The sequence below is a fragment of the Glaesserella parasuis genome (genome assembly GCF_017352235.1).
Classification (GTDB): Bacteria; Pseudomonadota; Gammaproteobacteria; order Enterobacterales; family Pasteurellaceae; genus Glaesserella; species Glaesserella parasuis.
On sequence record NZ_CP071487.1, the window covers coordinates 149703 to 173011 of the forward strand.

Genomic DNA, 23309 nt, shown 5'->3' on the forward strand with positions numbered 1-23309 from the left:
AAGGTATTTTTATGTTAGAATTTTGCAGATTTTTACGATAATTTTATCGTTATTATGAAACCACTTGATCCTATTATTGAACAATTTCTTGATACTCTATGGCAAGAGCAGGGATTATCAGAAAATACTGTAGCCTCTTATAGACTAGATTTAGAAAGTTTTACCCAATGGTTTTCTGAACCCAATGCATTTTTAAAAGTAGACTATGTTGATCTACAAACCTTTTTGGGCGAAAGACTGGAGCAAGGCTATAAAGCAACGAGTTCATCTCGTATGTTGAGCTGTTTGCGCAAGTTTTTTCGTTTCCTTTATTTGGAAAAGTATCGAGATGATGATCCAACAGCAACACTTACATCTCCGCGTAAACCAGCCCATTTACCTAAATCATTGAGTGAAGAGCAGGTATTAGATTTACTGAATATTCCAAATACTCAGGATCCTTTAGAATTGCGTGATAAAGCAATGTTAGAACTACTTTATGCCACGGGTTTACGCGTCACAGAACTCGTTTCTCTAACACTGGATAACCTAAGCCTGCGTCAAGGGTTAGTTCGTATCATTGGTAAAGGTGATAAAGAGCGTTTAGTGCCTTTAGGGGAAGAAGCGAGTTATTGGATCCAACAGTTTTTTGATTATGGGCGAAGTTCATTGCTTAATGGTGTGCCGTCAGATGTGGTTTTTCCTAGCCGCTTAGGCAATCAAATGACCCGTCAAACATTCTGGCATCGAATTAAGCATTATGCGTTGTTGGCGGGTATTGATAGTAATAAACTCTCTCCACACGTTTTACGCCACGCGTTTGCAACACATTTAGTTAATCACGGTGCAGATTTACGGGTTGTGCAGATGTTACTTGGACATAGTGATCTGTCTACGACACAAATTTATACCCAAGTGGCGAAAGCTCGTTTAAAATCACTGCATCAACAGTTTCACCCAAGAGGATAATATGCAACAAGGTTTTTCAAAATTTAGTTGGGCATTGGCATTTTTTTGTTTACCCAGTTCATTATGGCCATTAGCATTGCTTGTATCACCTGCATTAAGCGAAAATCCTAATCTCAGCCCAAGTCAAATTGATTGGTTTTCTACCGCATTTTGGATTTATCCTTTCATTTTATTGGCTATTGCTGGCTTGCTGCATAAATTACATCAAAAGCAACCGCTAGTAGCAAAGATAGGATTATTGATGGGCTATATCTCTTTCTACGACCTAATTTACTATATTATCCGCACCCTTTAATGAAAAATATTCATTAGCAGCCACTTTGTCTACTATACCCTTTGAATATTTATTGTATCCATACGGTTAGAAATCAAATTACAGTTGTACTGAAAGGCTATGTGGCTCTTTATACCTTTGATAATTCAACTGCAACCACTGTAATCCAACAACGGCAATCACATTATCAATTTTTCCTTCAACAACCCATTGATATGCTTGCTCACGGCTCACAACGTGGACAAGAATATCTTCGCCTTCTTCTTCCAAGCCGTAAACACCGCCGACTTGGGTGCTATCAACTAAGCCTAAAAAGAGATGTAAACGCTCAACTGCACCGCCTGGGCTGTCCCAAATGCTTAAGGCGTGTTCCACATTGCTGACGGTTAAACCTGCTTCTTCGTAACTTTCACGGATAGCAACATCTTCTGGCGTTTCCCCGTCATCTACCATTCCTGCAATCAGTTCCACTAACCAAGGGGATTGGTTGCTCGTTGGATCGTAAGCACCAATGCGGACTTGTTCGACTAACACTACAGCATCTTTGACTGGATCATAGGCAATTAATGCAGCAGCAGAGCCTTTAATCATTAATTCACGCACAACTTCACCGCTCATTCCACCATTAAATAGCTTGTGGCGGAAATACATTTTTTTCATTGTGAAATGGCCTTGATAAACCACTTCTTCTTTTAAGATCTCTAAATCTTTTTGCTGAAATTGCTGAATTTGTGTCATAAAAATTCCTTAGCTTTTATGTAAGCGTTTTGAATGAACAATATATAAAGCAACGATCATCACTAAAATAGCCAGTGCAAACAATAAAGTATGCATTGCATTAGAGTGATCTACGATAATTAAACGTACCATTGCGGTAATGCCGATATATAAAAAATAGCGTAATGGAAAATGGTAGTTATATTTAAAATATTGAACAATGAGAGCTAGAAATTCAAAATATAAGAAGAAAATCACAATTTTTTCTACAATTTGAAATTTATCACTATGGCTAAAAAATAATTCAATTAATGAATATGCTTCATAGAAAAGAGAGTAAGCCAGAATTAGTCCTATCACTAAGAGTGAAAGATTTAATATCCATTGAAAACTCTCAGAAATAAATTTCCCGAAACGAGAATGTTGTTCTTCTAAATTAAATTTATTCATACTATCCTTAATTTACTTGATAAATAATTGGGTGAAGATGATCAAATGAGATGTAGTCCCCATTTTTCCATTGGCTCAGTTTTGGTAATGATAACATAGCCTGAGTATGTTCAAAAAAATAAGCCAAATAAAATGGAAGTTGATGATAAAAGCAGAGTTTTCCTGTTGGGCTATAGGCGGTTGTGATCTGCTGTTTACTTAATGAGTGGGTTACTTCCGACAGTTTTATAATTCCAGAACCCTGTGATTTAAGCACAGCTTCTCGCAAACACCAACTTAAGTAAAAACGACTTTCAAGGGAAGAGAGTTCCGAGAATAGATGATGATTATTTATTTCAGCTATTTCTTGCTCACTGGCATAATAATGTAATAAATCGTTAAAACGACGTATTTTTTGTGGGTGTTCAATATCAATACCCACCACTTTTTTCGGGGATTGATAAGAGAAAATAATCGCAACCCAATCGCCCGAATGGCTAATATTAAAATCAATCTCGCTATGTTCAATATAAGGGCGCCCACTTTCTGTTTTAACGATATTAGTTAATAAACTTTTATCTAAATGATATTTTTCAAATAATTGATGTAACAGGAAATAAGCCATACGGCGACTTTTCCATTTTTTTATTTGATAAGCTGACGGCTTATCAAGAGATTTGTTTATATTCCCCAAATAATTTAAAAAATCTGAAGGGATAAATTCATCATTTGGAGCAAAAACAATTTCAATAGTATTCATAGCTGTCATTATAGAAGAAAAACCCGATAACTATATTTGTTATCGGGTTTTATTGAGTATAGAATTAGCAATTTAAAAGCTAAATCAAAAATTATTTGATTTCTACTTTCGCACCAGCTTCTTCTAATTCTTTCTTAAGTGCTTCAGCTTCACCTTTAGAGATGCCTTCTTTTAATGCTGCTGGAGCAGATTCAACTAAGTCTTTAGCTTCTTTCAAGCCTAAGCCTGTTGCACCACGTACTGCTTTGATTACTGCTACCTTGTTAGCACCTGCATCTGCAAGGATAACATCGAATTCAGTTTTCTCTTCAGCTGCTTCTGCTGGGCCTGCTGCTACTGCTACTGCTGCCGCTGCTGCTGATACACCAAATTTTTCTTCCATCGCTGTGATTAATTCAACGATTTCTGATACTGATTTAGAAGCAATCGCTTCAATGATTTGTTCGTTAGTTAATGACATAACAATCAATTCCTAAAGTAAATAAGTTAAACGAGTTGAGAATACGGCGAGTAAAAATTATGCCGCTTCTTGTAATTTGTCGCGTAATGCCGCAAGAGTGCGAACAAGTTTGCCTGCCGCAGCTTCTTTCATTGTGCCCATTAAACGTGCAATTGCTTCTTCGTAAGTTGGTAATGTTGCCAAGAATTCAACATCTTGGATTTTACCTTCAAAGGCTGCACCTTTAACTTCAAACTCTTTGTTTGCTTTTGCAAAATCTTTGAACAAACGTGCTGCTGCACCTGGGTGTTCGTTAGAGAATGCAATAAGAGTTGGACCAGTAAACGTATCTTTTAAGCACTCAAATTCAGTACCTTCAACCGCACGACGTAATAAAGTATTACGAACAACACGCATTGAAACGCCTGCTTCACGAGCTGCTTTACGTAACTCAGTCATTTTCTCTACTGTTACGCCACGAGAATCCGCAACAACAGCAGAAAGGGCACCTTTGGCAGCTTCGTTTACTTCAGCAACAATTGCTTGTTTGTCTTGAAGATTTAATGCCATTGGTTTTAGCTCCTGATACACTCCACATAAATACTGTGGAATTTACAAAAAATCTCAAAAAAGTAACCGCTTGAGCGACGTTTTTGAGGCTAAGGTGTACAGAAGCAGATAATTCTGTCTGTTCACCATCTACGTAGGTTGTTTTCATTAAGAAACTGTTCACACAGGTTCACCTACGGTCTTGGACGGGGCTTGAGATAAGGCTCAGCACCATCATTTACTATCCATATGGAGTAGCAATTTTGCAATTTTACCCTTAAATTTTTAGGCTGTAAACTAAAAATTCATGCGAATATCTGGTATCTGCTTGTTTTACGTATCTCATTATTCATCCACTAAACTACATTGACACTACCCTCTTTAAAATCTTGATCATATGTAAACACACTTTCCTCATCGATTACCTTAGAGACTTTAAAACTATTTCTGGCACAAACTGCCCCACATCTCCCTGATGGCGATAAATTTCTCTTACCATTGTCGAAGAAAGATAACGCCACTCTACGGCTGGGGGTAAAAAAATCGTTTCTAACTGCCCTGCTAATTTTTGATTTAACTGTGCCAGTTGAATTTCATACTCAATGTCGTCCGCCCCTCGAATACCTCGAATAAGCGTGGTGGCATTATGCTGTTTAGCAAAATCGACCAACAACCCACTAAAGCCGATCACCTCAACATTATTCAGCATTTGACAGCTTTGCTGTACCAACTCAACACGCTGTTCAAGGCTAAATAGCGGTTGCTTTGAGGGATTTTTTGCCACAGCCACAATCACTTTGCCAAACAATCGGCTACTGCGTTGAATAATATCTAAATGCCCATTTGTTATCGGATCAAATGTGCCAGCATAAATTACAGTTTGGTTCATTCTATTTCTCTAAATAAGGGGCTAACAGTTGAAGATGACGAGTTAAAGCACCTTGATTTTCTTGTAATACACTCCCCCCTGCTTGACTAATTGTTTGTCCAAGTTCAGGCTTTTCAAAAAAGTAATTGACGGCATCAACAATCGAAGTGACATCACTTTGAATTTCAATCACGCCCCGAACCTCTCTTAATTTAGCAAAAATCTCAGGGAAATTAAAAGTATGTACACCAGAAATCACAGGAAGTTCAAATGCAATTGGCTCTAATGGATTATGCCCACCGTGTTTGACTAAACTTCCACCAACGAAAGCGACCTGAGCCAAGCCATAAAACAGCATCATCTCTCCCATTGTATTGCCTAACAGTACCGACGTTCCTGCACTTAAAGGTTCAAAAGAAGAGCGTGTTACATAGGGCATTCCCATATTTTTTAGTAAATTTTCCACACTATCAAACCGCTCAGGGTGGCGAGGTACAAGGATCAGAACTAAATCAGGATATTGCTTTAATAACTGCTGATGTGCTTCCAACAACATCTTTTCCTCACCTTCGTGAGTACTACCTGCAACCCAAATTGAGCGGTCAAGTAAATGTAGCTCAACGGCTGTTTGAGTTACCTTCTGGCGTAATTGAGGTGAAATTTCTAAATCAAATTTAAGATTGCCTGTATTAACTAAATGTTCAGCATTAAATCCTAGTCCCAAGTAGCGATCTGCACTCACCTGATCTTGAGCCAAGATAAAATCAATTTCACTCAGCATTTCTTGCAAGTAAGGCTTAATCCAGCCATAACGTTTTGCTGAACGAGGTGAAAGACGAGCATTGGCAATCACAAAGGGAATTTGGCGTTGATGGGTTTGATGAATTAAATTCGGCCAAAGTTCCGTTTCAATCACAATCAATAACTTTGGTTCAACAAAGTCTAAAAAACGTTTCACCGCATCGGGCAAATCATAGGGCAAATAAAGATGGTGAACACGATTGCCAAATGCTACTTTAACACGATCTGACCCCGTTGGGGTTACTGTCGTCACCGTAACAGACAACTGAGGATAATTCGCTAAAATCGCTTTAATCAAAGGAGTAGCTGCAATCACTTCTCCCACAGAAGCGGCGTGAATAACAATGCCATTTGCTTGAGGCTTGATTTCACCCGATGAATAAAAACCGTATCGTTCCTTCAAACATTTACGACGCTTAGGTAGAGAGTGTTCTTTCTGCCATATGATAAGAGAAATAATAGGTAGTACTAAATAACCTAGAATAGTATAAATTATACGTAGCATTATTTACTCCTACTCAAACTCCAACTCAACGGCATTTTCGCCTAAAAAATCTTTTAATTTCTGCAGCATCGTCTCTTTTGGGGTAACACGCCACTCAACGCCACTACGTAATAATACACGCCCTTCTGGGCTTTGATAATAGAAATGTAACGGTAATGTTCCCTCTTTATAAGGCTCAATAATAGCGGTCAGATCTTTGACAAATTTTGCTGAGAGCTGTTCTTGTTTGATCGCTAGAGCTAAACTTCTTGCATAACGGCTACGAGCTTCATCAAGAGTAATCATTTCGCGAACCGCCATTTTTAAGCCACCACTGAAATCATCGTGTTGCACAGCCCCTGTTGCGATAATAATCTGATCTTTTTGCAACAGATCGCCATAGTTTTCCAGTGCTTCTGAAAAAAGGGTGAGATCCATTTTACCTGAACGATCTTCAATCGTTGCGATACCAATGCGACTGCCCTTTTTGGTTGTCGCAATTCTTGCTCCCATAATTAATCCAGCAACGGTGGTAGTTTGTCCTCGATAGGTTGGTTGAACTTCATTTAATTTATTCGGTGCATAATGAGCTAACTCTTTCAAAAAACGTCCAACAGGGTGTCCACTTAGATATAAACCTAAGGTGGCTTTTTCGTTATCTAAAATGGTCTGCTCCGTCCATTTTGGCGTGTTGGCATAGGCGTTCTGAACTTCTTCGGGGGTTTCAGTCAGCACGCCAAACATATCACTCTGTCCAAGTGCTTCCATTTTATTATGTTGATCGGACGCTCTAAGGGCATCTTCTAAATTTTTCATCAACGCCGCACGGTGAGGCCCTAGTTTATCGAAAGCCCCAGCCATAATTAATCCTTCAAATGTGCGACGATTAACTTTTCTTAAATCAACACGAGCGGTTAGATCGAATAGATCTTTGAAAATCCCGTCTTTATTGCGAGCTTCTAACATCGCATCAATCGGGCCTTCGCCTACGCCTTTGATTGCCCCTAAACCATAGACAATTTCGCCTTTTTCATTGACACTAAAACGGTGTTTACCGCTGTTAATATCAGGCGGAACAACGGTTAATCCCATATTGATACATTCATCATAAAAGCCGACGATTTTATCGGTGTTATCCATCTCTGAAGTCATCACCGCCGCCATAAACTCCGCTGGGTAATGGGTTTTGAGCCACAAGGTTTGATAGGATACCAACGCATAAGCCGCCGAGTGCGATTTATTAAAGCCGTAGCCTGCGAATTTTTCTACCAAGTCGAAGATTTTCATCGCCAACTCGCCATCAATTCCCTGCTTCTTCGCCCCTTCTTCAAAGGTTGCCCGTTGAGCCGCCATCTCTTCGGGCTTTTTCTTACCCATCGCACGACGCAATAAATCCGCACCACCGAGCGTATAGCCAGCCAACACCTGTGCAATCTGCATTACTTGCTCTTGATAAACGATAATGCCATAGGTTGGCTCTAAAATCGGCTGCAGCGACTCGTGCTGATACTGGGCATCAGGATAGGCAATCGGCTCTTTGCCGTGTTTACGGTCAATAAAGTTCTGCACCATTCCCGACTCAAGCGGACCTGGACGGAATAAGGCTACCAACGCAATAATATCTTCAAAGTTACTTGGTTGTAGGCGTGAAATCAGATCTTTCATACCCCGTGACTCTAGCTGGAATACCGCCGTGGTTTTGGCTGCTTTTAATAATTTAAAGGCTTTTTCATCGTCAAGGGGAATACTTTCAATCCGAACCAGTGGCTTACCTTCTTTTTCCAAGCGTTGATTGATCATCTCTAACGCCCATTTGATGATCGTCAGCGTGCGTAAGCCCAAAAAGTCAAATTTAACCAAGCCTGCATATTCCACATCATTTTTATCGAAGTGGGTCACAGGGTGTAAACCGTAAGAGTCGAAGTAAAGTGGTGAAAAATCGGTAATCGCCGTTGGGGCAATCACCACGCCCCCTGCGTGTTTACCTGCATTACGTGTTACCCCTTCGAGCTTACGAGCCATATCAATCAAGGCTTTCACTTCTTCATCAGTATCATAAAGCTCAGGCAATTTGGGCTCGGCTTCAAAGGCTTTTGCCAACGTCATACCAGGGTCAGGGGGGATCAATTTAGAAATACGATCCACAAAACTATAAGGGTGTCCAAGCACACGCCCTACATCTCGAATAACCGCTTTTGCCGCCATAGTACCAAAGGTAATAATCTGCGACACCGCTTGGCAACCATAGGTTTCCGACACGTGTTCAATCACACGATCTCGCCCGTCCATACAGAAATCCACATCAAAATCGGGCATCGAAACCCGTTCCGGATTTAAGAAACGTTCAAAGAGTAAGTCAAATTCAAGGGGATCTAGATCGGTAATTTTCAACGCATAAGCAACCAAAGATCCTGCTCCAGAACCACGCCCTGGTCCAACAGGAATATCGTTATCTTTCGACCACTGAATAAATTCCATCACAATTAAAAAGTAGCCGGGAAAGCCCATTTGATTGATCACGTCCAACTCGACTTGCAATCTTTCATCATAAACAGACCGCTTGCTTGCTCGCACATCAGGATCAGGAAACAAAAATGCCAAACGTTCTTCCAAACCTTCTTTGGCTTTTTTGACTAAAAAATCTTCAGTGGAAAGATCGCCCGTCGGGAAATTCGGTAAGAAATATTCCCCTAAACGAATGGTGACATTACAACGTTGAGCAATGAATAAGGTATTTTCAATCGCTTGTGGCAAATCGGCAAACAACTGACACATTTCGTCTTCTGAACGGAAGTATTGCTGTTCCGAATATTTTTGTGGGCGTTTAGGATCGTCCAACGTAAAGCTGTCGTGAATGGCAACACGGATTTCGTGGGCTTCAAAATCGTTCTGTTTTAAAAACATCACATCATTGACAGCCACCAACGGAATTGCAAATTTTTGCGAAAAAGTGACCGCTTGTTGAATATAACGTTCTTCATCACTTCTTCCTGTTCGACAAAGGGAAAGATAATAATGATTGTGGAAATAACGTTGATAAAAAGCCAAAAGCTGTTCGGCTTCTTGCTGATTTTCTTTCAATAATGCTTTACCTACATCGCCATTGCTACCGCCCGAAAGCAAAATCACGCCTTCATTATGTTCTGCCAGCCACGCTTTTTCCACCACAGGAAATTCCACATAGCCCTGTTGATAAGCCTTTGAAAGTAAAAGGGTAATGTTATGATAACCGGTATTATTTTTGGCTAAAAGGGTAAGTTCGTATAACTCTTCACTCTCAGGTTCAGGGCGAACCATCACATCTGCCCCAACAATCGGCTTCACCCCCGATCCTAAGGCTTCGCCGTAAAAACGCACCAAGCCACAGAAGTTAGTAAAATCGGTCAATGCCATTGCGACCATATTATTGGCAACACAGGCTTTGATTAACGGCTTCACTTTCGCCAAGCCATTAATCATTGAGAAATCACTGTGTACTTTCAGATGAACAAAACGAGGTTGGGACATAATGGTTATTTTCTATTTATATTAAATGACTTTCCAATGCATTGTCGAATGTAAGCTATCTTTATTCACCACAAACGGATGAGCATCGACTGCCTTCAATAACATCTTTAATTTTTGTTTTAATTTTGCAGGATCGATCGGCTGAGGGAATAAACGTGAATTACTTCTTTTTTGCTCTAAATGTAATACTATCTTTATCTTATTTTTCTTCAAAAACTGTTTAGCAAACTGCTGTTCGCTTTGATTATTCGCATTTAATTTCATCGCAACAATTCCAGCCAAGGTATCTCTAACTTTAATTGCTATTTCATCGGCTAATGGTATTGTTTTCGTTCTCTGATATTGTCGATAATCTTTTACTTCAATCATCCAGTTATCATTTTCATCAACCACAATAATATCTACTGCTTTGGTTCCATTTGCAAAAGCATTAAATTGATTACGATAAAAAGATAAATCATCATATTTTTCAACAAGAATAAACTCGTTAAAAATAAACGTTAAATCACCTTCTTTAATTACAATCTCTGACATTTATTCTACCAATGCTAAAAATCTATCGGATTGTTCAAGCTCTTCGTCTAATAATGTTAAAACTTCCAATTGATTAATACTATCACCTTGATCAACTACAATACCATTATCTATCGTTTTTAAACCAAAATAAAATTGTTTTAAATGAGCAAATTCTTGTCGTTTAGAAAGTATTTCTAGTTCTCTTAACAAAAAAAGTGAATGAGTTGCAATAAAAATTTGGATACCGTTATTACATAATTGCAAAATAACCTTAGCGACTGTTTTAATAAGTTTAGGATTTAAATTTGCCTCTGGTTCATCCCAAAATAACGCACCTTTACCTAACAAAGATCCTGTTGCAATTAATCTCGCAATCATCGCTAATTTTCTTAATCCCTCAGCAACCAAAGGAATTTCCATAGTTCCTTGTCCCTGAATAGAAAGATAAAAACGCCCATTATCTAAAACCGTTTTCCCCCCCATTGCCTCTTCTAATGGTTTTAATAGCTCTTTTGCACGCTCCTCTCTAGGACCTTTGGCTAAATAATTTCCTAATAATAAACAAGTGTCATAATATGTTTCCTCATACTCTAAATAATGATTATTATAAGTATGAACAAAATTAGGATAAATCGTTAATAATTCTCTTGTAGGTAAAAAAACAGGATTATTCTCTATTTTACTTTTAGGTAATATATCTATTTGAACTTCGGATTTACTTGATGTCGCAAAACTAAATTGACAATTATAAAAGTCATTTTCAAATTTAGCTGAAATTTCACAACGCTCTCTCCCTTGTTTACGGCGAACAAGTCGGCCTAAACTTTCAGGTCTAAATACATTAATTAATTTATCTGCATAATTCTTTTGCATTTGCGTTTTACTTACAGAAAAAGCAGAAGCATTACAAGCAATGAGAGAATACGCTAATTTTAAAATGTGCGATTTTCCCATTCCATTTTCCCCTATAATAACATTTAAATGGGGAGAAAAATTTAAATCAACTTCGTTAAATACTGTGAAATTCTTTAATACTAATTTATTTAACATAGTCTTTCCTTAATTTAATCCCTTTTCTTATTCAACAACCACCACACCACACTTAAACAGAGCAAACTTGGGATTAATGCCCCTATTGGTACGGGTAGCCACGAAACAATAAGACTTAAATTACCAAAGACGATATTCGCCACATAAAATACAAAGCCTGCGAGAATACCGATCACAATTTTTGCCCCCATCGTACTACTGCGAAGTGGACCAAAAATAAAGGAAATCGCAAGCAACATCATCACTGCCATTGAGATCGGCTGAAAAACCTTACGCCAGAAAGTGATCTCAAAACGTTTTGAGTCTTGCCCTGTATCTTTTAAGAAACCAACATAATCTGCTAACCCCGAAATAGACAACGACTCTGGCTTCAAGGACACGATCCCTAACTTGCTCGGCGTAATGCTTGTTTTCCACGCCTGATCTGTTTCTCTGGTCTGGGTTATTCCGCTTTCGTGAATTTCTGATTTATCCACCTGCTGTAAAAGCCAGCCTTGTTCCGAATAGGTCGCTTTTTCCGCCTGTTTGATGGATTTTAAAACCTGATTTTCAAATTGGTAAATTAAAATATTATTTAAGTTACGTTCATCTTGAATTTGACGAATATAGATAAAATCATTGCCATCTTTCGCCCAAAATCCGCCTTGGGTCGCCAGCATTGAACCGCCACTTTGAGCAATAGATCGCATATTTCGGGCATATTGTTCCGTTTGCGGTACGCCCCATTCCCCCATAATCATCGTAATCACCATTAATGGAATTGCCGTTTTCATCACCGCCAGCCCAATGCGGAAGCGAGAAAATCCAGCCGATTGCATTACCACTAACTCACTACGGCTCGCCAAACCGCCCAACCCCATTAATGAACCAAGCAACGCTGCGATTGGGAAAAAGGTTTCAATATCACGAGGCATCGTCAATAGGGTATAATATGCTGCGTGTAAGCCATCGTAGCTCCCTCGACCAACGGAACGGAACTCTTCGACAAATTTAATAATTGCCCCAAGCCCTACTAACATAAATAGGGTAAGCATAATGGAAGCAAGAATGGTTCTGCCGATATAACGCTCTAATACATTCATTTACTTGCCACCTTTTTACTTGAAAAACGATAACGCAATGCCGAAAACCATTTACTTTCCCAGCTATTTAAAAGAGTGCCAAGCACTAAAAATGCCACAGACACCATTGGCATTAACAAAGACACATTTAGCTTACCCGAAGCCCCTGCCGATTTTAACGAACTCTGTAATAAGAAATAGATTAAATACAACAATAACGCAGGTAATAATTTTGCAAAACGCCCTTGCCGTGGGTTTACACTACTCATCGGCACAGCCAGCAACGCCATCAATGGCACAGATAAAATCAACGCTAAACGCCACTGCAACTCTGCCTGAGCTTCTGGGGAAGTTTCAGAAAGCAACTTCTGAAAATCGGCACGTTGAACCAATTTTTCATCACTATCAACATTTTGATAGCCGAGATAGGCATTGTAATTATCAAAATGCGAAATACGGAAATCCGCCGTTTGAGGCGTTCCTTCATAACGAGTACTATTGGTTAAATTTAACATTTGATCGCCATTCGGAAGCCCTTGTAATTCCCCCGATTTAGCCACCACCACAGAGGGTTTATTTTTCTTTTGCTGTTCAGGCTGAAAAACATAAATATCATTAATGGTGTTATCTTTAATGTTATCAATAAATAACACATACCCACCTGCAGACATAAATTGCCCTGCGGCTAATGCAGCAAAGCGAGGATTTGCTTTTGCTTCAGCCAACATTTCGCTCTGTTTATTAATCGCCCAAGGGGTAAGCCAAAAGACATTATAAACCGCCACTGCCGTGGTAAAGATCGATAAAAATAACGCTGCTTTCACTAAAAGGCTCTGCCCCACCCCACAAGCGCGCATTACCGTAATTTCACTTTCAGCATAAAAACGCCCTAAAGTGAGCAAAAGAGCAATAAATAACGACAAAGGCAACATCAACTGTGCCATTGTCGGCATACCTAATCCGAGCAAGCTCAATACTAAGTCTGTAGGGACTTTGCCACTCACAGCCGAGCTTAATACTCGTACTAATTGTTGGCAGAAGAAGATCACTAACAGTATGAAAAGTATAGCAATTTGGCTTTTAAATATTTCTTTCGTTAAATATCGACTTAAAATCACGACAAAGTTCTCATTTTGACAATTTATCGCTTGCAATTTTCAAGCAAACAGGTAGTTTTATGACCCATATTTTAATTGCAAGTTCAAGCGGTTGGATTTGGGTAAAATTTTGAATAGCCCACTTGTAGGGACACACTGCGTGTGTCCGTAAAGCTGCGTGTCCATAAAACTATATATGTCCGCAAATATGTGTTTGAGCCAGAAATATGGACACACGCAGTGTGTCCCTACCTTTCTTTATCATTCAAACAAAGGCTAAATAATATTGTAAAATTTTACCAAAACCCACCGTTTGCAAAATATGTGATCATACCCTTTTATACAAAAAAAATCACGGGAGTATTTTATGGAATTTAGCGTTAAAAACGGATCTGTTGAAAAACAACGTACAGGCTGTCTGGTTGTTGGGGTGTATGAACCCCGTCGCTTATCGCCTGCTGCGGAGCAATTAGATAAATTAAGTGACGGCTATTTAAGCAATTTATTGCGTAAAGGCGATTTAGAAGGACGTGTTGGGCAAACGTTATTACTACACAACGTACCCAATGTCCCCGCAGATCGCGTGTTGTTAGTTGGCTGCGGCAAAGAGCGTGAACTGACTGAACGCCAATACAAACAAACCATTCAAAAAATGGTACAAGTCATTAACGACACAGGCTCAACGGAAGCGATCTGCTTCTTAACCGAATTACACGTCAAAGCCCGTTCCGTTTACTGGAATATCCGCTTTGCGATTGAAGCTATTCAAGAAAACGGCTACCAATATAACGAATTTAAGAGCGTAAAACCTGAAATCCGCCGTGAACTCCGCAAAATTGTGTTTAATATCGCTAACCGCAAAGATTTAACTGTGTCAGAACAAGCGGTTGAACAAGGCAAAGCGGTCGCTTTAGGGGTGATTGCTGCAAAAAATGTAGCGAACTGTCCGCCAAATGTCTGCAACCCGAAATATTTATCTGGGTTAGCCAAAGGCTTAGCCAAAGAGTACGATAACATCACCACCACGGTACTGGACGAAAAAGAGATGGCGGCATTACAAATGAACGCCTATCTTGCCGTTTCTCGTGGTTCTGAAAATGATGCTTATCTTTCAATTATCGAATATAAAGGATCGCCAAATCCTGCAGCAAAACCGATTGTTCTTGTCGGCAAAGGCTTAACTTTTGACACAGGTGGCATTTCCATTAAGCCGTCCGATGCAATGGACGAAATGAAATATGATATGGGCGGTGCGGCTTCTGTCTATGGCACAATGAAAGCCATTGCGGAAATGAAATTGCCATTAAATGTTATCGGCGTACTCGCAGGCTGTGAAAATATGCCAGACGGCAACGCTTATCGCCCTGGTGATATTCTAACCACAATGTCAGGCTTAACCGTTGAAGTCCTCAATACCGATGCAGAAGGACGTTTGGTATTATGTGACACCTTAACCTATGTCGAACGTTTCGATCCTGAATTAGTGATTGATGTGGCAACACTCACAGGGGCGTGTATGATCGCACTTGGCAACCACAATAGCGGATTGATTTCACCAAATAACACACTTGCAAACGACTTATTAAATGCTGCAGAACAAGCGGATGATAAAGCATGGCGTTTACCAATGGGAGAAGAGTATCAAGAACAGCTTAAATCCAACTTTGCCGATCTTGCCAATATCGGCGGACGTTTAGGCGGAGCGATCACCGCAGGGGTATTCCTATCTAACTTCACCAAGAAATACACTTGGGCGCATTTAGATATTGCAGGCACTGCGTGGAAATCAGGGGCTGCAAAAGGGGCAACAGGCAGACCAGTGCCGTTGTTGAGCCAGTTTTTGCTTAATAAAGCGGGCATCTAACCTGTTTGCCTCCTAAATACAAGCGGTCAGTTAGGCTCTAAAATTTGCAAATTTTGAGTCGAAACCGACCGCTTGTAATGGCAGAATTTTCACTAAACAAACATATAATTCTTAACCCAAAGGCGTTATTCCGTTAGAATAACGCCTTTTTACGTTTTCCTTCGGGAAAGTCCTGACTTGTTATCAGAAAGAGAATCCACATGTTACAACATAAACCAGAACTTTTATCACCAGCAGGCACGCTGAAAAATATGCGTTATGCTTTTGCTTATGGAGCAGATGCCGTTTACGCAGGGCAACCACGTTACAGCTTGCGTGTTCGCAATAACGAATTTAACCACGCTAATTTGAAAATCGGTATTGATGAAGCTCACGCACTTGGCAAAAAATTCTATGTGGTGGTCAATATCGCTCCGCATAATTCTAAACTCAAAACCTTCATTAAAGATCTGCAAGTCGTTGTGGATATGAAGCCCGATGCGTTGATTATGTCTGACCCAGGCTTGATTATGTTGGTGCGTGAACATTTCCCAGAAATGGATATTCATCTTTCCGTGCAAGCGAATGCGGTAAACTGGGCAACGGTAAAATTCTGGAAACAGATGGGATTAACCCGTGTCATTCTTTCCCGTGAACTTTCCATTGAAGAAATCGCAGAAATTCGTGAGCAAGTGCCTGATATGGAAATTGAGATTTTCGTCCACGGGGCATTGTGTATGGCTTATTCTGGGCGTTGCTTATTGTCTGGCTATATTAACAAACGTGATCCGAACCAAGGCACCTGTACCAACGCTTGTCGCTGGGAATATCAGGTGGAAGAGGGTAAGGTAGATGATGTTGGCAATATTGTGTCAAAAATCGATCCAAAACAGCAGATTGAAATTAAAAATGTCGCACCAACCTTAGGCGAAGGCGATACCACAAGTAAAGTTTTCCTGCTTGCCGAATCGCAAAAACCAGATGAGCAAATGACCGCTTTTGAAGATGAACACGGCACTTACATTATGAACTCGAAAGATTTGCGTGCGGTGCAACACGTTGAGAAACTGACCCAAATCGGCGTACATTCCTTAAAAATTGAAGGTCGAACTAAGTCATTCTACTATTGTGCAAGAACTGCTCAAGTTTACCGCAAGGCGATTGATGATGCGGCAGCAGGCAAGCCTTTTGATGAAAGTTTAATGGATACCCTAGAATCCTTGGCACACCGTGGTTATACGGAAGGTTTCTTACGTCGCCATACCCACGATGAATACCAAAATTACGATTACGGCTATTCGATTTCAGAACGTCAGCAGTTTGTCGGCGAATTTACTGGCAAACGCAATACAGAAGGTATGGCGGAAGTCGCCGTGAAAAATAAATTCTTACTTGGCGATGAAGTCGAAATGATGACCCCAAAAGGCAATATCGTGTTCAAAATCGAACGAATGTTAAACCGCAAAAATGAAGCTATTGAAGCTGGTTTAGGCGATGGGCATTTTGTCTTTTTAGATGTACCAGCCGATGTGGAATTAGATTATGCTTTGTTAATGCGTAATTTGGTTGATGCGAATACTCGAAATCCGCATAATTTATAAAAGATAACCTTAATCTTATTACTACTTAGCGGAAGTATGTACAGAATAACTAAAGCAATTGAACTGATAAGCGGTAAGATGGACTAAGTTTTTTGCAAATCATTAGCCAAATCTTACCGCTTATTTTTAGGAGATAAAATGAAAAAAACGCTCTCTTTTAGCCTTATTGCCCTTGCTTTAGGCTTAACGGCTTGTACCACGAAAACCTACCAAAGCACCTTAACCGAAGGGGTGGATAACAGCGTTGCCCCACAACAAGATTTTTATCGCTATGTGAATGGTAAGTGGCTGGATACCGCCCAAATCCCGTCTGATCGTACTTCTTGGGGAACCTTAGCAGAACTCAATGAATTGAACGAAAAACGTTCTGTTGAGCTGTTACAAGCGGTGATTTCAAACCCAAATTTTGCGAATGATGAAAAGGCACAACGTTTAAAAGCACTTTATCAAAGTTATACCGATTTGACTGCCCGTGAAAAGCTTGGTTTAAGCCCAATTCAAGCTGATTTAAGCCGAATTGAGAGGATAAAAACCTTTGCCGAGTTAGAGCAATATTTAATTAATGAAACCAAGCAAGGCAATGAGATGTTATTTGGTTGGTCGGTATTTGCTCACCTGAAAAACTCTCGCCAAAACGCAATCTATTTCAGTAATGATAGCCTTGGTTTGAGCAACGATTATTATCAAAAGGATACCCCTGAAAATCGTAAAACATTACAGCTTTATCAAGATTATGTTGCACAGATGCTTCATTTTGCTCAGGTAAAAAATTCGAAGCAAAAAGCAAAAGCGATTGTGGAGTATGAAAAAGCGATTGCGAAAACCCTATTTACCAATGAGCAGCGTCGAGATATTCAAAAACGCTATAATCCTTTATCTATCAATGAATTAGCTAAAGCGAGTAAACATATTAATCTTGCAAATTATCTCAACGCCGTTGGGGTGAATACGGAAGAAGTCATTGTGTGGGAGCCGAATTTCTTAAAACAGTTTGATCAGCTAATCAACCCACAAAATCTTGCGTTAATTAAAGATTACCTACGCTTTAAAACCGTTTCAAATGCGTCTACCTATTTAAACAAAGCCTTAGATGATGCGAATTTTGCTTTTTATAGCAAGCAGTTGGTGGGACAGAAACAGCAAAGACCGTTAGATAAACGTGCGTTACGTTTGATTAACAACCAAATTGGGCAGGAATTTGCTCAATTTTATGTGGAAAAATTCTTCCCTGCGACAGCTAAAAAAGACCTGCTTGAAATGGCTGGTTATTTGGTTAAAGCCTACCATCAGCGTATCGACAATTTAAGTTGGATGTCGGCAGAAACCAAAGCAAAAGCGAAAGTGAAGCTAGATAAATTCATCGTTGAAGTGGGTTATCCAAACAAATGGAAAGATTATAGCCAACTGCATTTAAAAACCGTAGAACAGGGCGGTTCGCTTTATGCTAACTTGCGTGAAATTGCCAAATGGAATTACCAAGAAGCCTTAAGTAAAATCGGCAAACCTGTTGATTTGAATGAATGGGGAATGTTGCCACAGGTGGTGAATGCTTCTTATAGCCCATTGATGAACCGTATTGTATTCCCGGCTGGGATCTTACAAGCACCGCTTTACGATATGAACGCCGATCCTGCTGTTAATTTTGGGGCTATCGGAGCTATTATCGGACACGAAATCACTCACGGCTTTGACGACAGCGGTTCAAAATTTGATGGTGATGGCAACTTAAAAGAGTGGTGGACAGCAGAAGATCGACAAAAATTTGAAGCCCTTGCCGATCAACTAGTTGCTCAATTTGATAAATTTGAAGTCGCCCCGAAAATTTTTGTCAATGGACGTTTCACCTTAGGGGAAAACATTGCGGATCTGGGCGGATTAAGTATTGCTTATGATGCATTAAAACGTTATGAGCAAGATCACGGCGTAACCCCAACTTTGGAGAACCTTACCCCAGATCAACGCTTTTTTATGAGCTGGACACGTTCGTGGCGAAATAAAGCGACGGTCCAAGCCTTAACGCACCAAGTGAAAAGCGATCCGCACGCCCCAGGACAATACCGTGCTTTTGCCCCTGTATTAAATATTTCGGGCTTCCATAATGCTTTTAATACAAAGCAAGGTGATGCAATGTACCGTCCGATTAATGAGCGGATTAGGATTTGGTAATATACAAATTTCCCATAGAAGAGAGGCTGAGTATATAATCAAGGAAAAATTCATAAATTCCCAGTATAATCTATCCACTTATTTAAACTAAAAGGAATACAAAATGCAAAACCCAAAAGATGATGTACTTTATGCCCCTGTTGAATGGTTCGATTGCAGCGAAGGTTATACGGATATTCTGTATCATAAATCGACTGACGGTATCGCTAAAATCACAATTAACCGCCCTGAAGTGCGTAATGCGTTCCGTCCGCAAACGGTAAAAGAGATGATCCAAGCTTTCTCTGATGCACGTTTTGATGAAAAAATCGGTGTGATTGTTTTAACGGGTCAAGGCGAAAAAGCGTTCTGTTCTGGTGGCGACCAAAAAGTGCGTGGCGATTACGGCGGTTATAAAGACGAAAGTGGTGTACATCACTTAAACGTATTGGATTTCCAACGTGATATTCGTAGCTGCCCGAAGCCTGTGGTGGCAATGGTCGCTGGTTATGCCATTGGTGGCGGTCACGTTTTACATATGCTCTGTGATTTAACCATTGCCGCAGAAAATGCGATTTTCGGTCAAACCGGCCCGAAAGTGGGTTCATTCGATGGCGGTTGGGGTGCAAGCTATATGGCGCGTATTGTTGGGCAGAAAAAAGCACGTGAGATTTGGTTCTTATGCCGTCAATATGATGCGAAAGAAGCCTTAGAGATGGGTTTGGTGAATACTGTTGTGCCTTATGCCGATTTAGAAAAAGAAACGGTGCGCTGGTGTCGTGAAATGTTACGCAACAGCCCGATTGCATTACGTTGCTTAAAAGCGGCGTTAAATGCAGACTGTGACGGACAAGCTGGCTTGCAAGAATTAGCAGGTAATGCAACGATGTTGTTCTATATGACGGAAGAAGGTCAAGAAGGTCGCAATGCGTTTAATGAAAAACGTGCGCCTGACTTTAGCAAGTTTAAGCGTAATCCTTAGTATGTATAAAATGGTATAGTAGACAAAGTGGTTGCTAATGAATATTTTTAATGGGGCTGACGTAGATTAGCTAGTATGCTAACCTACAAAAATGAAGATAACTCATTGTAAATTAAAGAAATCTATACAGAAAAAGCTACTTGAATTTTTTGTGTTAGAAGTAACTGCTCGATCAGCCGCAGATTTACTCGGTATTCAGCCCAATTCAGCAATCCTGTTTTATCGCAAAATCCGTGAGGTCATCAGTTATCATTTAGCCCTTGAAGCAGATGAAGTATTTGACGGACAAATTGAGTTGGATGAAAGCTATTTTGGTGGACATCGTAAAGGAAAACGAGGTCGTGGAGCGGCAGGAAAAGTGGCTGTCTTTGGGATATTGAAACGGCAAGGAAAAGTATTTACTGTGGTAGTCAATGATACGAAGACAACAACGCTAATGCCTGTTATATCAAGGAAAATCAAGCCCGACAGCTGGGTTTATACAGATACTTATCGTAGTTATGATGCCCTTGATGTAAGCGAATTTCACCACGAACGAATTAACCATTCGGAGCTGTTTACAGTGAAACAAAATCACATCAACGGCATTGAAAATTTTTGGAGTCAAGCCAAGCGGATACTCCGAAAATATAATGGAATTGACCGAAAAAGTTTCCCTTTATTCTTGAAAGAATATGAATTTCGGTTTCACTTTGGAACACCAAAAGAGCAACTTAAAACGTTGAGAAAATGGTGTGAAAATTAGAGCTAATCTGCGTCAGCCCCTTTTTAATTATTCTTAGCAGCTCTTTTTATTTAAAAATCCTTTATAAACATAATTTTATGTTGCTTCGTTAATCCTGCGTGATGCGATAATTTTTCCTTTGGTTGCCCAAATAAGTTTTCAAGTCTATTTGTCGTTTTTTCGATATTTAAATCGCCATGCTTTTCATAGGTAAATAGATAATCCATATAACGTTTAAAACTATGATAAGCACTTCTTACATTCCGATGTTTATAAGAGGATAATAGCCCTTTTCATTCGGTTTATCTGACCGTTCTTCTAAAAATGCTTTATATTTTAAATGCCAATGATGTAATCGTAAATAGACGTCTTTTTTAGAACTCTGTTTAAGCGTTAATGCTATTGTTTTTAATTCTTTTCCAGCTATAGATTGATGCTTTTTTCGTAATGCTCTCATCACAATCGCTACCATATGAAAATGGCACATTTGCGTCGGTGTATTCAATAAATCTTTCAATATACCCTGTCTGCCGTCGCAGGTAATTGATTGAATGTTATAGCCTTTCATACGAAGTGAATTAAATGCTATCCTGTAATAAACATCTTTTTCCGTTTTAATAACACGATGGTAAACCACTTTTTTAGAAAGCGAATCCATCAGGACTAAAATACTAAATTCACGACCAAAGAAGGTGGTATCCGCAATAATATTTAAATAACGTGATAGTGGTGGATTTAATTTCTTTTTAAGGGTAAATGTTTTATTACAAGCATTACATTTATAGCGTTGAATATTATTTCTTATACCATGCTTGCGAATGTCGCTACTGTGGCAAAAATGACATTTTTTTTGGTTCATAATTCAAAAAAGTGGCTTAAAGCCTTGTACTATAAGATTTTAAGCCATTTTTAGTGGCCATTTTGTATACTATGCTATTTTAGGAGTAATAGACTTTTCTTATAAAAACGACTTCATTGGGGTATAGTAGACAAATTTGTTGCTAAAACATTTGCACAATACGATCCAGTTCAACCTTAGCTGCTTCAACTGCTTTAGCTGCAACTTCAGGACCATAACCAATACCTTCTGCATACACAAACCCAACATCAGTAATACCGATAAAGTTTAACACCGTTTGCATATACATTTTAGCTAAGTCCGCAGGACCATCTTTATAAATACCGCCGTGAGCAAGCACTACCACTGCTTTTTTACCTTTGATTAAACCTTCAGGACCATTCGCTGTATAGCGGAAAGTCACACCTGCACGGTTTAAGTAATCAATATAAGTTTTAAGTTGTGCAGGGATACCTAAGTTGTACATTGGTACGGCAAATACAAGCACATCACTGTTATTCACTTCACCAATCAATTTGTTAGATAAATCAAGTGCTGCACGTTGAGCATCATTTTGCGGTTCATCACGTGTACCTGATGCCGCATTTAAATCATAATAAGGAAGTGGATTTACCCCAAAATCGTGTTCAGTCACGTTCGCTGTGATTTTAGATTTAAGGTAATCAACTAATTTGTTTGAAGTGGAATTATCGGCAAGAATACTTGATTTGATCACTAATACATTTTTCATTAAAAACTCCGGATATCGAAAATACGATTGAATAACTGTGTTAGTTTATCTGAATATAAAAAGAAATAAAGTAGAGAAAAGTGAAAAGAGTGTTTATTAAAATGAAATAATATATCAATTTGCAAAATATTAAATTGTTCTGACCGCTTATAAAACACAAGCTCAAGTATTTACTTGAGCTTGTATATAAAAAGCGTTTACTACTCTTTTTTCATTTCAGACGCAAACAGATAAGCACCTACAAAGATTCTGGTTAAAGTATCTAATAAGTAAGCCTCACTAATACCCTCCTCAACATCCAGATCATCTTTCAAAGCAAGATCACCATCTTTATCAATATAAGCAGTTAAAAATCTTTTTGTTGCATTCCATTTATTGACACTTTCAATGAAGTATTATCGCCATCAAAATACATCCTAAAAGTTAAAGAGCCATTGTCACGTTGATTATAAATTACCAGCTTTATCCCAGAGTCGCTGGTAATTCTAATCTTTCCTTTTTCAATCAGCTCAACTGTTGGATGTTTTTTCTTCACAATATCAATCAATTGTTGATCAGAAAACTTAGTATAAACTTCCACCATTTTGGTTTCTGCATAAGCTGTTGTAGAAACGAGCGTAGTGGTAATCAACATGGCAAAAAACATTGATAGAAAATAAGCTGGCGTTTTGAGGTATTTATAAATTTTCATAAACACCCCCACCATTTTCTAACTGACGATAGAGATTGAGAGAAAGTTTATCCCTTGTTTGAGCGGCAATATCTGTTTCGTAAAGTTGCTTATCAACAGGATTGCTTAAATCATATTGGTAGTAGGTTCCACTTAATCCTTTATAAGCAAACATACCGTTTTCATCTGTTCTTTAATCATAAATGTACCTTCATAGTAATGCTAAATGTTTTGGCAGAGATGATTTTAGTTCAT

At 39.2% G+C, this 23309-nt stretch carries 25 protein-coding genes; 7 read left to right on the forward strand and 18 right to left on the reverse strand.

Translation table 11 applies throughout. The features are described from left to right. Positions 1–54 precede the first annotated feature (54 nt). The gene (gene xerD, locus J1G47_RS00750; RefSeq protein ID WP_021114300.1) at positions 55–948 is read left to right on the forward strand and encodes a site-specific tyrosine recombinase XerD; all 894 of its coding nucleotides are present in this window, start codon (positions 55–57) and stop codon (positions 946–948) included. A gap of 1 nt (position 949) precedes the next feature. After that, positions 950–1243 carry a DUF5389 family protein gene (locus J1G47_RS00755; protein WP_021114301.1) on the forward strand — a complete coding sequence of 98 codons (294 nt, stop codon included), beginning with the start codon at positions 950–952 and terminating at the stop codon, positions 1241–1243. Positions 1244–1321: 78 nt separating this feature from the next. Here the strand turns inward: J1G47_RS00755 and nudF are convergent, their stop codons facing one another. The 12 genes from nudF to lptF form a co-directional block, all read right to left on the reverse strand. Continuing rightward, positions 1322–1960, reverse strand: a complete 639-nt coding sequence (gene nudF, locus J1G47_RS00760; protein ID WP_021114302.1) for an ADP-ribose diphosphatase — start codon at positions 1958–1960, stop codon at positions 1322–1324. Between the two features lie 9 nt (positions 1961–1969). After that, entirely contained in the window at positions 1970–2389 is a 420-nt protein-coding gene (gene psiE, locus J1G47_RS00765; protein ID WP_035496350.1) for a phosphate-starvation-inducible protein PsiE, read from the reverse strand. Between the two features lie 7 nt (positions 2390–2396). Then, entirely contained in the window at positions 2397–3137 is a 741-nt protein-coding gene (locus J1G47_RS00770; RefSeq protein WP_407926573.1) for a 4'-phosphopantetheinyl transferase family protein, read from the reverse strand. An 82-nt stretch (positions 3138–3219) separates the two neighbouring features. Continuing rightward, positions 3220–3588 (reverse strand): 50S ribosomal protein L7/L12, encoded by a 369-nt coding sequence (gene rplL, locus J1G47_RS00775; protein WP_005714464.1) that lies wholly within the window; start codon positions 3586–3588, stop codon positions 3220–3222. Positions 3589–3645: 57 nt separating this feature from the next. Beyond that, entirely contained in the window at positions 3646–4137 is a 492-nt protein-coding gene (gene rplJ / locus J1G47_RS00780; protein ID WP_005714465.1) for a 50S ribosomal protein L10, read from the reverse strand. Positions 4138–4537: 400 nt separating this feature from the next. Beyond that, entirely contained in the window at positions 4538–5005 is a 468-nt protein-coding gene (coaD, locus tag J1G47_RS00785) for a pantetheine-phosphate adenylyltransferase (RefSeq protein ID WP_005713743.1), read from the reverse strand. 1 nt (position 5006) lies between these two features. Beyond that, on the reverse strand, positions 5007–6290 hold the full coding sequence (gene waaA / locus J1G47_RS00790) for a lipid IV(A) 3-deoxy-D-manno-octulosonic acid transferase (RefSeq protein ID WP_160415208.1): 1284 nt from the start codon (positions 6288–6290) through the stop codon (positions 5007–5009). A 9-nt stretch (positions 6291–6299) separates the two neighbouring features. Continuing rightward, the gene (gene dnaE / locus J1G47_RS00795) at positions 6300–9776 is read right to left on the reverse strand and encodes a DNA polymerase III subunit alpha (RefSeq protein WP_075592638.1); all 3477 of its coding nucleotides are present in this window, start codon (positions 9774–9776) and stop codon (positions 6300–6302) included. 21 nt (positions 9777–9797) lie between these two features. Next, complete coding sequence (locus J1G47_RS00800) at positions 9798–10310, reverse strand: hypothetical protein (RefSeq protein ID WP_005713748.1); 513 nt, start codon at positions 10308–10310, stop codon at positions 9798–9800. Then, positions 10311–11342: an AAA family ATPase gene (locus tag J1G47_RS00805; RefSeq protein WP_010787038.1), complete on the reverse strand. Its 1032-nt coding sequence runs from the start codon at positions 11340–11342 to the stop codon at positions 10311–10313. A gap of 14 nt (positions 11343–11356) precedes the next feature. Continuing rightward, positions 11357–12424: an LPS export ABC transporter permease LptG gene (lptG, locus tag J1G47_RS00810; RefSeq protein ID WP_010787037.1), complete on the reverse strand. Its 1068-nt coding sequence runs from the start codon at positions 12422–12424 to the stop codon at positions 11357–11359. Then, positions 12421–13521: an LPS export ABC transporter permease LptF gene (lptF, locus tag J1G47_RS00815; RefSeq protein WP_207326842.1), complete on the reverse strand. Its 1101-nt coding sequence runs from the start codon at positions 13519–13521 to the stop codon at positions 12421–12423. The genes lptG and lptF overlap by 4 nt, the downstream gene beginning before the upstream one ends. 346 nt (positions 13522–13867) lie before the next feature. On the opposite strand from lptF, the gene pepA reads away from it, so the two are divergent. From pepA to J1G47_RS00840, 5 genes are all read left to right on the forward strand, one after another. Continuing rightward, entirely contained in the window at positions 13868–15364 is a 1497-nt protein-coding gene (gene pepA, locus J1G47_RS00820; protein ID WP_160405349.1) for a leucyl aminopeptidase, read from the forward strand. Between the two features lie 200 nt (positions 15365–15564). Then, on the forward strand, positions 15565–16944 hold the full coding sequence (trhP, locus tag J1G47_RS00825) for a prephenate-dependent tRNA uridine(34) hydroxylase TrhP (protein ID WP_075605706.1): 1380 nt from the start codon (positions 15565–15567) through the stop codon (positions 16942–16944). Positions 16945–17082: 138 nt separating this feature from the next. Then, positions 17083–19110: a M13 family metallopeptidase gene (locus J1G47_RS00830; RefSeq protein WP_207326690.1), complete on the forward strand. Its 2028-nt coding sequence runs from the start codon at positions 17083–17085 to the stop codon at positions 19108–19110. Positions 19111–19213: 103 nt separating this feature from the next. Beyond that, positions 19214–20071: a 1,4-dihydroxy-2-naphthoyl-CoA synthase gene (gene menB / locus J1G47_RS00835; protein ID WP_010787032.1), complete on the forward strand. Its 858-nt coding sequence runs from the start codon at positions 19214–19216 to the stop codon at positions 20069–20071. A 91-nt stretch (positions 20072–20162) separates the two neighbouring features. Continuing rightward, positions 20163–20816 (forward strand): IS1595 family transposase, encoded by a 654-nt coding sequence (locus tag J1G47_RS00840; RefSeq protein WP_207326691.1) that lies wholly within the window; start codon positions 20163–20165, stop codon positions 20814–20816. 50 nt (positions 20817–20866) lie between these two features. On the opposite strand, the gene J1G47_RS12250 is transcribed toward J1G47_RS00840, so the two are convergent. From J1G47_RS12250 to J1G47_RS00865, 6 genes are all read right to left on the reverse strand, one after another. Further along, entirely contained in the window at positions 20867–21022 is a 156-nt protein-coding gene (locus tag J1G47_RS12250) for a hypothetical protein (RefSeq protein ID WP_457769178.1), read from the reverse strand. A gap of 29 nt (positions 21023–21051) precedes the next feature. Next, positions 21052–21654, reverse strand: coding sequence for a transposase (locus J1G47_RS00845; protein ID WP_457769179.1), 603 nt, complete (start codon positions 21652–21654; stop codon positions 21052–21054). Positions 21655–21796: 142 nt separating this feature from the next. After that, the gene (locus tag J1G47_RS00850) at positions 21797–22384 is read right to left on the reverse strand and encodes an FMN-dependent NADH-azoreductase (RefSeq protein WP_010787029.1); all 588 of its coding nucleotides are present in this window, start codon (positions 22382–22384) and stop codon (positions 21797–21799) included. Positions 22385–22584: 200 nt separating this feature from the next. Next, complete coding sequence (locus J1G47_RS12170) at positions 22585–22773, reverse strand: YbjN domain-containing protein (RefSeq protein WP_080513246.1); 189 nt, start codon at positions 22771–22773, stop codon at positions 22585–22587. Next, the gene (locus J1G47_RS00860; RefSeq protein ID WP_041603155.1) at positions 22731–23075 is read right to left on the reverse strand and encodes a hypothetical protein; all 345 of its coding nucleotides are present in this window, start codon (positions 23073–23075) and stop codon (positions 22731–22733) included. Before J1G47_RS00860 ends, J1G47_RS12170 begins: the two co-directional genes overlap by 43 nt. Further along, positions 23062–23229 (reverse strand): hypothetical protein, encoded by a 168-nt coding sequence (locus J1G47_RS00865; RefSeq protein ID WP_010787027.1) that lies wholly within the window; start codon positions 23227–23229, stop codon positions 23062–23064. The genes J1G47_RS00860 and J1G47_RS00865 overlap by 14 nt, the downstream gene beginning before the upstream one ends. Positions 23230–23309 lie beyond the last annotated feature (80 nt).